At 36.6% G+C, this 13,235-nt stretch carries 13 protein-coding genes and 1 pseudogene; 13 read left to right on the top strand and 1 reads right to left on the bottom strand.

Features of this window, described 5'->3' with window-relative positions; genetic code table 11:
* The 8 genes from WKI42_RS06875 to gap all read left to right on the top strand — a co-directional run.
* The coding region (locus tag WKI42_RS06875) for an iron-containing alcohol dehydrogenase (RefSeq protein WP_368081516.1) at window positions 1-1,629 on the top strand (1,629 nt) is incomplete at its 5' end.
* A 111-nt stretch (window positions 1,630-1,740) separates the two neighbouring features.
* Entirely contained in the window at window positions 1,741-2,649 is a 909-nt protein-coding gene (locus WKI42_RS06880; RefSeq protein ID WP_368081517.1) for an XRE family transcriptional regulator, read from the top strand.
* Between the two features lie 459 nt (window positions 2,650-3,108).
* Window positions 3,109-3,399: a hypothetical protein gene (locus WKI42_RS06885; protein WP_368081518.1), complete on the top strand. Its 291-nt coding sequence runs from the start codon at window positions 3,109-3,111 to the stop codon at window positions 3,397-3,399.
* Between the two features lie 388 nt (window positions 3,400-3,787).
* Window positions 3,788-4,372 (top strand): ABC transporter ATP-binding protein, encoded by a 585-nt coding sequence (locus tag WKI42_RS06890; protein WP_368081519.1) that lies wholly within the window; start codon window positions 3,788-3,790, stop codon window positions 4,370-4,372.
* Between the two features lie 11 nt (window positions 4,373-4,383).
* On the top strand, window positions 4,384-5,592 hold the full coding sequence (locus WKI42_RS06895) for a hypothetical protein (RefSeq protein ID WP_368081520.1): 1,209 nt from the start codon (window positions 4,384-4,386) through the stop codon (window positions 5,590-5,592).
* Window positions 5,573-6,256: an ABC transporter ATP-binding protein gene (locus tag WKI42_RS06900; RefSeq protein ID WP_368081521.1), complete on the top strand. Its 684-nt coding sequence runs from the start codon at window positions 5,573-5,575 to the stop codon at window positions 6,254-6,256. The genes WKI42_RS06895 and WKI42_RS06900 overlap by 20 nt, the downstream gene beginning before the upstream one ends.
* On the top strand, window positions 6,225-7,526 hold the full coding sequence (locus tag WKI42_RS06905) for an ABC transporter permease (protein ID WP_368081522.1): 1,302 nt from the start codon (window positions 6,225-6,227) through the stop codon (window positions 7,524-7,526). Before WKI42_RS06900 ends, WKI42_RS06905 begins: the two co-directional genes overlap by 32 nt.
* Window positions 7,527-7,702: 176 nt before the next feature.
* Entirely contained in the window at window positions 7,703-8,713 is a 1,011-nt protein-coding gene (gene gap, locus WKI42_RS06910; protein ID WP_000260662.1) for a type I glyceraldehyde-3-phosphate dehydrogenase, read from the top strand.
* A 71-nt stretch (window positions 8,714-8,784) separates the two neighbouring features.
* On the opposite strand, the gene WKI42_RS06915 is transcribed toward gap, so the two are convergent.
* Entirely contained in the window at window positions 8,785-9,660 is an 876-nt protein-coding gene (locus tag WKI42_RS06915; RefSeq protein ID WP_368081523.1) for an RluA family pseudouridine synthase, read from the bottom strand.
* A gap of 85 nt (window positions 9,661-9,745) precedes the next feature.
* Between WKI42_RS06915 and pbp2a the strand changes: the two genes are divergently transcribed.
* From pbp2a to WKI42_RS06940, 5 genes and pseudogenes are all read left to right on the top strand, one after another.
* Entirely contained in the window at window positions 9,746-11,941 is a 2,196-nt protein-coding gene (gene pbp2a / locus WKI42_RS06920; protein ID WP_368081524.1) for a penicillin-binding protein PBP2A, read from the top strand.
* 52 nt (window positions 11,942-11,993) lie between these two features.
* Window positions 11,994-12,146, top strand: coding sequence for a 50S ribosomal protein L33 (gene rpmG / locus WKI42_RS06925; protein WP_014017356.1), 153 nt, complete (start codon window positions 11,994-11,996; stop codon window positions 12,144-12,146).
* Window positions 12,147-12,155: 9 nt separating this feature from the next.
* Complete coding sequence (secE, locus tag WKI42_RS06930) at window positions 12,156-12,332, top strand: preprotein translocase subunit SecE (RefSeq protein WP_001210991.1); 177 nt, start codon at window positions 12,156-12,158, stop codon at window positions 12,330-12,332.
* A 54-nt stretch (window positions 12,333-12,386) separates the two neighbouring features.
* Entirely contained in the window at window positions 12,387-12,923 is a 537-nt protein-coding gene (nusG, locus tag WKI42_RS06935) for a transcription termination/antitermination protein NusG (protein ID WP_000376739.1), read from the top strand.
* A gap of 120 nt (window positions 12,924-13,043) precedes the next feature.
* Window positions 13,044-13,235, top strand: a pseudogene (locus WKI42_RS06940) (sigma-70 family RNA polymerase sigma factor); the annotation flags it as partial.

Here is a 13,235-nt window from a genome sequence, read left to right on the forward strand (position 1 = left end):
GAATGTAAAGAAGTTGGTGAAAATGAGCCATTGACTCGTGAAAAATTGTCACCAGTTATCGCAGTTTTGAAATCTGAAAGCCGTGAAGATGGTATTGCCAAAGCTCGTCAAATGGTTGAATTTAACGGTCTTGGACACTCGGCAGCCATCCACACAGCTGACGAAGAACTGACTAAAGAATTTGGTAAAGCTGTTAAAGCTATTCGTGTTATCTGTAACTCACCTTCTACTTTTGGCGGTATCGGGGACGTTTACAATGCCTTCTTGCCATCATTGACACTTGGATGTGGTTCTTACGGACGCAACTCAGTTGGGGATAACGTTAGTGCCATTAACCTCTTGAATATCAAAAAAGTCGGAAGACGGAGAAATAACATGCAATGGATGAAACTTCCTTCAAAAACATACTTTGAACGTGATTCAATTCAATACCTTCAAAAATGTCGTGACGTTGAACGTGTCATGATCGTTACTGACCATGCCATGGTAGAGCTTGGTTTCCTTGATCGTATCATCGAACAACTTGACCTTCGTCGCAATAAGGTTGTTTACCAAATCTTTGCTGATGTAGAACCAGATCCAGATATCACAACTGTAAACCGTGGTACTGAGATTATGCGTGCCTTCAAACCAGATACAATCATCGCTCTCGGTGGTGGATCTCCAATGGATGCTGCTAAAGTAATGTGGCTCTTCTACGAACAACCAGAAGTGGACTTCCGTGACCTTGTTCAAAAATTCATGGATATCCGTAAACGTGCCTTCAAGTTCCCATTGCTTGGTAAGAAGACTAAATTCATCGCAATCCCAACTACATCTGGTACAGGATCTGAAGTAACTCCATTTGCCGTTATCTCTGATAAAGCAAACAACCGTAAATACCCAATCGCTGACTACTCATTGACACCAACTGTGGCAATCGTAGACCCTGCCTTGGTATTGACAGTTCCTGGATTTGTTGCTGCGGACACTGGTATGGACGTATTGACCCACGCGACTGAAGCCTACGTATCACAAATGGCTAGCGACTACACTGACGGTCTTGCACTTCAAGCCATCAAGCTTGTATTTGAAAACCTTGAAAGCTCAGTTAAGAATGCAGACTTCCACTCACGTGAGAAAATGCACAACGCTTCAACAATCGCTGGTATGGCCTTTGCAAATGCCTTCCTAGGTATTTCTCACTCAATGGCTCACAAAATCGGTGCGCAATTCCACACAATCCACGGTCGTACAAATGCAATCTTGCTTCCATACGTTATCCGCTACAACGGTACACGTCCAGCTAAGACAGCAACATGGCCTAAGTACAACTACTACCGTGCGGATGAAAAATACCAAGATATCGCACGCATGCTTGGACTTCCAGCTTCTACTCCAGAAGAAGGTGTGGAATCTTACGCAAAAGCTGTCTACGAACTTGGTGAGCGCGTAGGTATCCAAATGAACTTCAAGGCACAAGGAATCGATGAAAAAGAATGGAAAGAACATTCTCGTGAATTGGCCTTCCTTGCTTATGAAGATCAATGTTCACCAGCTAACCCACGTCTTCCAATGGTTGATCATATGCAAGAAATCATCGAAGATTCTTACTATGGTTACAAAGAAAGACCAGGACGCCGTAAATAATCGTTTATCAGCCTAGAGGCAGGAATTTCCTGTCTCTTTTTTGTCGTTTTCACCAAACTATGATAGAATATAAAAAATTATATTTTTAAAATATAGGAGAAAGTCGAAGGAATGAACAGTTTTGGTGAAAAAGTAAGAGGCTTAAGAGAAGAAAAAGGACTTAGTCGTCCAGTTTTTTGCGGGGATGAGTCTGAATTATCAGTCCGTCAGTTGGTGCGGATAGAAAAAGGAGAATTTCGCCCGACGATAAAAACACTAGAATATATTGCAGATAGATTAGAAATTCCGTCCTACGTCTTGATGCCAGATTATAAGGAATTGCCTAAACGCTACCAAGAATTAAAGTACTTTCTTTTACATCATCCTGACTATGGAGATAAGGAGTTGCAGGAGCAGAAGGAAGAATATTTTGATGAGATTTTTGAATGTTTTTATGATGATTTGCCACGTGATGAGAAAGTGGTAGTGGATTGTCTTCAAGCCATAGATGAAGTGAGAGCGACGGATAATGAACAGTATGGAATAGCGCTTTTAGATGAATCTTTTGAGGAACTATGGAATCAAAGAGAATTTTCGTTTTCAGATCTTTTGAAAATTCGATTGTATTTTTTATGTAGTTATTTAGAAAATATAAAAAAAGGACAGTTATCTATTAGCGAGCAGACAAAACTTCAATCAATGTTTCAAAAAGTATGTAATAACGTAGAAAATAGCAGTACGGACGATTTATTTCTTGTTCGTGATGTGTTATTTGCAGGGCTGGGAAGTTGTGAATTATTGAATGACTTAGAGTTATTTAAGTTAGCTGTGGAAAAACTTAATTGGATTTCTGAAAAAACACGAGATTTTCAAAAGCAACCGATTGTCTTGATGGTGGAGTGGAAATATTATCTTCAGACTGATTATGATACGGCAAAACAAAAGTATGAAGAAGCAAAAATGATGGCGAGGATGTTTGGTAATGAGCAGTTAATTGTTAGTTTAGATAAGGAATGGAGTAAGGATAATAAAAGAGTCTAAGGAAAAACTTGACAGGAGAAAATGAAGTAAATGTTTTCACAATAAAAGGCATAATATCAGTCATACAAAAACTTTGATATTATGCCTTTTATTATGGAAAGACGTTTTAAATGTTAGCTTTGAATTGAATTTTTGTCTAGTCTAATTTATATTATATTTTGAGAAATGTAATATTTTTGAAGATTAGTTTAGATAGCTTTTTTCTCTAATTTTACCAGTTTAAATAAAATAGTGACATTTCTGTCATTGGAGAATTTTTTATAAACTGATATAATCCAATATGTAAGCAAGAGGCTTACTAATTTTTGCTTACTTGAAAAGTTATTGAATAATGTAATTTATCATTAACTTCATTTATAACAAAGGAGGTAGTTAAAGATGGTTCAGTTTTTTTCACTTTTAGGAACGTTGCTTTGGTGGAAATAGACAATCGTTGCTATTTTTATGAAGGTGAGAAGCATGCTAGAATTTGAAAGAATAGATAATATTTTATTAGCTGGCATGTCAGAAGTAGGAGATGTACTGCTCATTCGACAAACGCTATCAACTCTTCTTCAAGTAGAAATAAGAGTTAACGGCTATTTATTGGATTTGATTACAATAAAACCCCAGATATTAAAAGTCTATCCATTAGTCGGTATAGCAAATAATGCACTTATTATTGTACGAGAAGTAAATGAGGGACTTGATATGACGTTGGAGAGTAATAGAACATTTAGAGATTTTGATTTTTTTAGAAAATTAAAATAGAAATTTAAAAAGGAGAAATAAAATATGTGGCGTTGGGTATGGAAAATTGTAAAATGGATTCTGATTAGTTTGCTATGGGAAGCTATCTGGGGCTGGGTTAAACAATGGTTTAGTAAATAGGAGGAATTATTATGTGGCGTTTCGTATGGAGAATTATCAAATGGATTATTATTGACTGGATTTTAACAGCAATTTGGGGCTGGATTAAACAGTGGTTCTAGTTTAGAAATTAATAGAACAGAGTTGATTTTTACATAAAATATTAGTAAAATTAGAAATTAATATAAAAAATAATTGATAGTTATGTCTCAGTTTGAAAAAGGGCATTCTCAAAAAGATTATAGACATAACTATCAACTATTTTAATTATAATATAAAAGGAGAAAAAATGAAAGTAGAGAACATTTCGTATAGGATAAATAGCAGGATACTGTTTAACAATATTTCTTTTGATACTTCAAATTCAGGTCTTACACTGATTACTGGAAAAAATGGCTCAGGAAAGTCAACATTATTGAAAGTATTACTAGGAATTGTTCAACCATATTCTGGCTCATTGATTTCTGAAGAAAAGGTTAGCTATGTTCCAGATTCTTCGGATAACTATTTCATTGGTTTATCTCCTAATTTATTATTCGAATTTTTACAGAAACAATTTTTTATTGAAACAAATTTGTTCGAAGAGCGGTTAAGAGAATTACGAGAACAATTTTATTTGAATGAGAAATTAATGACACAAACAATTCAATCATTGTCATTAGGAGAAAAGAAAAAAGTAATGCTTATAGCAGCGCTTTTATTGGATTCGGACTTGTATGTTATGGATGAACCTTTATCAGGTTTAGATCAAATTTCGGTTGAAAATCTGCTTCAATTGATGGAGCAAAAGATAAATCTAGGCAAACACTTCATTATTGTAAGTCACGAGAGGCAAGAAATTTTACCGACAGTTGATCAGGTTATTTCTTTGTAGAGGAAAGTTATATGGAAAAGTTTTATTATTCTATTACTCTATTATTCCTATCTCGACAGGGATACTGGAATGATTCGAATAATGTCAAGGAATTATCGTTGCTTCAATCGACCTACAAATATTTTTTTTCATCTGTTAGTTTGATTTTTATATTTTGTTTTGCTAAACAAGAAGTTTATAAGCTATTAAGTGCAAATCAAATTTGGGGTATCCTATCATACTTTGAATTAGTAAAAATACTTGTTCCTGCAATTTTGTTATTAGGAATAATTTATGAAAATATTTATGTTTTAAAAACTAAAACAGAGAGTACAATGAGGATATTTTTCAATGTCACAGGGAGAGAATTTTGGAATATAGTTTTTTTAAAGAATTTAATTCTAGTTTCCCCCATCTTAGTAGTTATTTTTTTCTATGATATTTCTTTAGGAATATTTGCGTGCCTACTTGTTTTTTTACTTAATAGTATATTTTTTATACCGAAAATCAGGTATGTTAGGCCAAGGTTTAAAAAATCGTTCAGTATGACCTATTTATTATCTGTCGTTGATGGTTTGACGGTGTTTAAAGCGATGACTATACCTGTATTTTCAACATTTATGTTTATGTTCATGTGGTTGGTTTTACCAGATTTTTTAGGAATTGATATCTCGAATAAAGCGATGATATTGAATACAGCTTTATTTTCAGGGACAGTATTTTTTAGCAATAAAGGGATAAATTTTTATTTTCTTACTTTAAATAAGGACTTCCCTTATCTGAAGGCTGTGGGGGTTAATCTTAATAAGTTTATAAAAAAAAGAATTTGGTCTTTAAATTTTATTAGTATCTTAGTTCCGTCGATCTCGCTATATTTCTTTTTAAATTATCAGGGGTACGGTTTTATAGATATTTCCCTATTTCTTTTCGGAGTTTCTCTAGCATATTTTTTATGCCAAGGGATACAAATGTTAGAGATAATTATATTTAGAAAGTATCATTTCAAGAATGCGAAAGAATTAGATGCTTTTTCAATTCCTATAAATACAAGGATAACGTTGTACATTATTCGCTTCGTACCAGTTATGGTTTGCTTATTATTCAATCAAATTAAACTATTTGGTTTATGGGGCTTGATATTGTTAAATATAGTTTATATCAGTATTATTTATTGTAGTTTATATCGACATATGTTGTCAAAAGTAATTAAAGGAGATAATCATGTCCATTTTATCCATTAAAAATATTTCAAAGTTTTACGCCTTGGATGGTAAACACCAAGAGCGGGCTTTAAAGAATATTAACCTGCAGATTGCAAAAGGTAAAATTACAGCGATTTACGGGCCGTCAGGCTGTGGCAAAACCAGTCTACTAAACATCATCAGCGGTTTAGACAGACAATATGAAGGAGTTTTAGAATTTAAAGGGGAATCTCTCCGTGACTTATCAGAGATTGAACTAACTCAATTTCGTAAAGATAAGATTGGATTTGTGTTTCAAAACTTTAACCTCATTCCTCATCAGTCTGTCTTGGACAATGTCAAGCTACCTCTCTATGTCAAAGATTTATCTGACAGGGAGATGACAATGATTGCAAAGGAGCAATTAAGTAACTTGGGCATGGAACCTTTTATAGCTAAAAATGTTAAACAACTTTCTGGTGGGCAAAAGCAACGCGTGGCAATCGCGCGTGCCTTGGTAAATCAGCCTGATATGATTGTAGCAGATGAGCCAACGGGTTCGCTGGATTCTCAATCTCAAGAAATGGTATTGGAGGTATTTAAAAATTTAGCCCAAACAGGGAAAACAGTACTAATTGTAACCCATAATCCAGAGGTTGCTGAATATGCAGACGTGATTATCAAAATGAAGGATGGTGAAGTCGTTGAAGAAGTCAAAAAATAAAGGATTATCATTGAAAAACAAATTCAAACTTTCTTTAAATAACTTTCTGGAAAGAAAGTGGCGTAATCTATTGATTGCGCTAGCAACCTCAATCGGTTTTGTAGGAGTCTTAATTTCTTTCGGCTTGGGAAATGCATTGATTTCGATGATTGATGAAAATACGAATGGAGGTCAAATTCCTTCTCAAGTTCAGATTGCTTTAAACACAAAAAATGTTGGACGAGGCTTTTTGAACCAAGATGATAAGAACTATATCACGGATACAGTTGGGAAAGAAGCTATTAAATATTTGGAGAGTCCTTTTGGGATGACCATGTCAAATATTACTATAGATGGGCAAGAAATGGATCTGAGTCAAACGATGCCTTCTTATGCTCAAGTAGTGAGTCTCTATGAGGATACAAGTATTTCTGTTAGTAGTAATGAAAAGGACAAAGTGGTAGCTGGATCCCTCTATACTGATACAAATGAACAGGGCTTAACGATTCCAATCAGCTTACTAAAAAATTGGAATGAACAGACAGGAAACAACCTGACAGCTAATGATGTTATTGGCAAATCAGTCTCAGCCAGCATTGTAGAAAATGCTGCTGAAGCTAGTAAGACTGCTCAATTTCAAACAAAGATTGTACGTGTGATCAATGATGAAGATGACCTGGAGGACAGCAACAGTTTCATGCCGTCTCATCAAATGGAAACAATTTTGAAAGAAGCTGGATTTACAAAAGCTGTATCTTATTTTATCTTGGAACTCAAAGATCCATCACAAACAAAAGCGATAACAGAAGAATTGCAGAAAAACAAGAAGTATACTGTTCTTTCTCAACAGAAGGTTCTTGATATTGTGATTACTTTTATTCGTGTCATTCAGGGATTGTTGATTGTACTTTCATCACAAGCTATTGTGGTAGCAGCGGTCATGATTGGTATCATTATTTACATCAATATCATGCAACGTTCTAAGGAAATAGGTGTCATGAAGGCAGTTGGTTATCAAAATCGTGATGTCAAAGGAATTTTTATTTACGAGGCTATCTGGATTGTAGGCATCGCCTTGTTACTGGCCTTTTTGGTTGCACAAGGGGTGGGAAGTTTGGCGAATGCGGTTGTAAATCACTTTTACCCATCCATCACTAAGGTTTTTGAATTAAATTTGTTATCTGTTTTAGGAACTCTAGCTTTCGCTCTACTACTTGGTTATGTATCAGCTTACTTCCCAGCACGTAAAATTAGTAAAATGGATCCAGTAGAATCGTTACGCTATGAATAGTAAGGGATTCCTTGATTTACAGTCTTAAAAAGAAACTAACATAGAAAAATAATGCCCATACTTGCAATTCAACTCAAATAGTTATATAATAGGTTTGTTGAAAGGTGATTTGTAGTGATTCAAGTTACTCTTTTCACAATAAAAATTTCATGATTTTCATAAGGAGGAAATCACTAATGGTAGTTAAAGTTGGTATTAACGGTTTCGGACGTATCGGTCGTCTTGCTTTCCGTCGTATCCAAAACGTAGAAGGTGTTGAAGTTACTCGTATCAACGACCTTACAGATCCAGTTATGCTTGCACACTTGTTGAAATACGACACAACTCAAGGTCGTTTCGACGGTACTGTTGAAGTTAAAGAAGGCGGATTTGAAGTTAACGGTAAATTCATCAAAGTTTCTGCTGAACGTGATCCAGAACAAATCGACTGGGCTAACGACGGTGTAGAAATCGTTCTTGAAGCTACTGGTTTCTTTGCTAAGAAAGCAGCTGCTGAAAAACACTTGCACGCTGGTGGAGCTAAAAAAGTTGTTATCACTGCTCCTGGTGGAAACGACGTTAAAACAGTTGTATTCAACACTAACCACGACGTTCTTGACGGTACTGAAACAGTTATCTCAGGTGCTTCATGTACTACAAACTGCTTGGCTCCTATGGCTAAAGCTCTTCAAGATAACTTTGGTGTTGTAGAAGGATTGATGACTACTATCCACGCTTACACTGGTGACCAAATGATTCTTGACGGACCACACCGTGGTGGTGATCTTCGCCGTGCTCGCGCTGGTGCTGTAAACATCGTTCCTAACTCAACTGGTGCTGCGAAAGCTATCGGTCTTGTAATCCCAGAATTGAACGGTAAATTGGACGGAGCTGCTCAACGTGTTCCTGTTCCAGCAGGTTCTGTAACTGAGTTGGTAGCAGTTCTTGAAAAGAACGTTACTGTTGACGAAGTGAACGCAGCTATGAAAGCAGCTTCAAACGAATCATACGGATACACTGAAGATCCAATCGTATCTTCAGATATCCTAGGTATGTCTTACGGTTCATTGTTTGACGCAACTCAAACTAAAGTTCTTGACGTTGACGGTAAACAATTGGTTAAAGTTGTATCATGGTACGACAACGAAATGTCATACACTGCACAACTTGTTCGTACTCTTGAATACTTCGCAAAAATCGCTAAATAATTCTTGAGTCGATAAAAAGCAGGGCCTCTTGGTCTTGCTTTTCTTATATAGAAAGATGGATGACACAACAATCATCCATTCTTTTTTAATTCTTTTTCAAAAGTATCTGAAAGAGCAGTGAAACTTAATTTCTCTAAAGTAAGTGGATGGGTAAAGGACAGTCGAAAGGCGTGGAGCATAAGGCGACTTGTATTTGATTTGCTATTATAGAGGGGGTCACCTAGGATTGGGAAATTATGATGCGAAAGGTGCACACGGATTTGATGGGTTCGCCCTGTCTTTAGTTTGCAACGAACTAATGAAGTCTTGTTTGAGAATTGCTTTAATCTGCTTACATGCGTTTCAGCATATTGCCCATTTTTTGCATCAACTATTCTTTTTCTACGATCATGGCGATCACGTCCGATTTTGTCTTTGAAAACAAGTTCTTTACGGCTGACATTTCCATCAACTAGAGCCCAATATTCTCTGGAAATCTCTTTTTTCTCCAGTAAGCGGTTGAGAATGGGGAGGATAAAAGGATTTTTGGCAAAGAGAACCAAACCACTAGTTTCCATGTCTAGGCGATGAACGACATAGCAGGTTTGGCCAACGTAGGCACTGACATGGTTAAGAAGAGCAATTTCGTTTGGCTGATTACCATGCGTTTTCATCCCCTCTGGTTTGTTCACAATAACTAAGTGTTGATCTTGATAAACTTCCTGAACGAGGTTTGGGTTGCCCCAAGGAATTTCTTTTTCGGGATAATCTTCCTCGTCAAAAGTTAACTGGCAAACATCTCCAGAATTTACCGTCTCGTTCCAATGAACTTCTCGCTGATTAATCAAAATGTGTTTCTTGATTCTCAAAAAATGACGGATTTTTCTAGGGATGAGGAGTTGTTCCTCAAGTAATTGCTTTACCGTCATTTGAGGTAGAGAGTCTGGTAATGTAAATGTGAATTTCATACAGATATTGTAACAAAAAAGACCTATTTTGATAGGAAATAGCTAAATTCTTGTCTTCCTATGATGAAGATGATAAAATAAACGCATGAAATTAGATAAATTATTCGAGAAATTTCTTTCTCTTTTTAAAAAAGAAACAAGTGAACTAGAGGACTCTGATTCTACTAGCTTACGTCGCTCTCGTAGTGATCGAAAAAAATTAGCCCAAGTAGGTCCAATTCGAAAATTCTGGCGTCGCTATCATCTAACAAAGATTGTCCTTATACTAGGTTTGAGTGCAAGCTTGCTAGTTGGAACCTATTTGTTTGCTGTAGCCAAGTCAACCAATGTCAATGATTTGCAAAATGCCTTGAAAACTCGAACTCTCATTTTTGACCGTGAAGAAAAGGAGGCTGGTGCCTTGTCTGGTCAAAAAGGAACTTATGTTGAATTGACTGATATCAGTAAAAATTTGCAGAATGCCGTTATTGCGACAGAAGACCGCTCTTTCTATAAAAATGACGGGATTAACTATGGTCGTTTCTTCTTGGCGATTGTCACTGCTGGTCGTTCAGGTGGTGGTTCTACTATTACCCAACAGCTGGCTAAAAATGCCTATCTGTCGCAGGATCAAACTGTTGAGAGAAAAGCGAAAGAATTTTTCCTTGCCTTAGAATTGACTAAAAAATATAGTAAGGATCAAATTCTAACCATGTACCTTAATAATGCCTATTTTGGAAATGGTGTGTGGGGCGTTGAAGATGCGAGTAAGAAATACTTTGGAGTTTCTGCGTCAGAAGTGAGTTTGGATCAAGCTGCGACTCTGGCAGGGATGCTCAAAGGGCCGGAACTGTATAATCCCTTGAATTCTGTAGAAGATTCTACCAATCGTCGCGATACTGTCTTGCAAAATATGGTTGCAGCAGGATATATTGATAAAAACCAAGAAACCGAAGCTGCAGAAGTTGATATGACTTCGCAATTGCACGATAAGTATGAAGGAAAAATCTCTGATTACCGTTACCCCTCTTATTTTGATGCTGTGGTCAATGAAGCTGTTTCCAAGTATAATCTAACAGAGGAAGAAATTGTCAATAATGGCTACCGCATTTATACAGAGCTGGACCAAAACTACCAAGCAAATATGCAGGTTGTCTATGAGAATACATCGCTATTTCCAAGAGCAGAGGATGGAACATTTGCACAATCAGGAAGTGTAGCTCTCGAACCGAAAACAGGTGGAGTTCGTGGAGTTGTCGGTCAGGTTGCTGACAATGATAAAACTGGATTCCGGAATTTCAACTATGCAACCCAATCAAAACGTAGCCCTGGCTCTACAATTAAGCCTTTAGTTGTTTATACACCAGCAGTTGAGGCAGGTTGGGCTTTGAATAAGCTCTTGGATAACCATACTATGCAGTATAACAGCTATAAGGTTGATAACTATGCAGGAATTAAAACAAGTCGAGAAGTTCCCATGTATCAAGCCTTGGCAGAATCGCTTAATCTACCTGCTGTTGCCACTGTTAATGATTTGGGCGTCGACAAGGCTTTTGAAGCAGGCGAAAAATTTGGACTCAACATGGAAAAGGTCGACCGTGTTCTTGGTGTTGCCTTGGGAAGCGGTGTCGAAACCAATCCTCTGCAAATGGCTCAAGCATATGCTGCTTTTGCAAATGAAGGTTTAATGCCGGAAGCTCATTTTATTAGTAGAATTGAAAATGCTAGTGGACAAGTTATTGCAAGCCATAAAAATTCACAAAAACGGGTGATTGATAAGTCTGTAGCTGACAAGATGACCAGTATGATGTTGGGAACATTTACAAACGGAACAGGTATTAGTTCATCGCCTGCAGACTATGTCATGGCAGGAAAAACTGGTACAACCGAAGCAGTTTTTAATCCTGAATACACAAGTGACCAGTGGGTAATTGGCTATACTCCGGATGTGGTGATTAGTCATTGGCTTGGTTTTCCGACCACTGATGAAAATCACTATCTAGCAGGATCTACTTCAAACGGTGCAGCCCATGTTTTTAGAAATATTGCAAATACCATTTTACCTTATACGCCAGGAAGTACCTTCACAGTTGAAAATGCATATAAGAAAAATGGAATTGCACCAGCTAACACAAAAAGACAAGTACAAACCAATGATAATAGCCAGACAGATGATAATTTGTCTGATATTCGAGGACGTGCGCAAAGTCTAGTAGATGAGGCTAGTCGGGCTATCTCGGATGCTAAGATTAAGGAAAAAGCTCAAACAATATGGGATTCGGTAGTCAATCTATTTCGCTAAGATGCTTGTCAAAGCCTAGCTTTCTTGTTATAATAGATAGGATGGAGGCGTTATGGCACTAAAAAAAGCAAGCCTAGCTTGTGCGGTTTGTGGTTCGAGAAACTATTCAATCAAGATTAGTGGAACCCCCAAGCCTACACGACTAGAAGTAAATAAATTTTGTAAGCATTGTGGCAAGTACACTACACACAGAGAAACGAGATAGGAGAGAGCGATGCGTTTTATTGGAGATATTTTTAGACTTCTTAAAGACACAACATGGCCAACTCGCAAGGAAAGCTGGAGAGATTTTCGTTCTATCATGGAATACACAGCTTTCTTTGTAGTAATTATTTACATTTTTGACCAGTTGATTGTTTCAGGTTTGATTCGATTTATTAACATTTTTTAGAAGGTTAGTGGAGTTAATTACACTAGAAATCTTCTATTTATGAAAGGAAATATCATGGATAGTTTTGATAAAGGGTGGTTTGTTTTACAAACTTATTCTGGTTATGAAAATAAGGTAAAAGAAAATCTATTACAACGTGCACAAACCTATAATATGTTGGATAATATTCTACGCGTTGAAATTCCAACACAAACAGTGCAAGTTGAAAAAAATGGAAAGAGAAAAGAAGTAGAAGAAAATCGCTTTCCAGGTTATGTTCTTGTAGAAATGGTCATGACAGATGAAGCTTGGTTTGTTGTGCGAAACACACCAAATGTTACAGGATTCGTAGGATCTCACGGAAATAGATCAAAACCAACACCATTATTGGAACAAGAAATTCGTGACATTTTGGTATCTATGGGACAAACTGTTCAAGAATTTGATTTCGATGTTGAGGTTGGTCAAACTGTACGTATTATTGATGGCGCTTTTGCAGACTACACTGGTAAGATTACAGAAATTGATAATAACAAAGTAAAAATGATTATCTCTATGTTTGGTAATGACACAGTTGCAGAAGTAAACCTAAACCAAATCGCAGAATTATAACCCTGAGAGAGGCAAGACCTCTCTTTTTTGTGCAGTTAAGACGGTGTAGAGAACAGAATGGATGAAATGTGTCAAAAGTGTGTTTGAATCTGTTAGACTGTACACAGAAAGGGGAAGACTATGCTTAAAGAATTGTATGAAGAAGTCCAGGGGAGTGTGTACAAGTGTAGAAATGAATATTACTTGCATTTATGGGAACTATCGGATTGGGACCAAGAGGGCATGATTTGCTTATATGAATTGATTAGTAGAGAAGAAGGGCTAGTAGAAGATATTCCACGTTTAAGGAAATATTTCAAAACCAAGTTTCGA

The sequence above is a fragment of the Streptococcus pseudopneumoniae genome (genome assembly GCF_038148935.1).
Classification (GTDB): domain Bacteria; phylum Bacillota; class Bacilli; order Lactobacillales; family Streptococcaceae; genus Streptococcus; species Streptococcus pseudopneumoniae_U.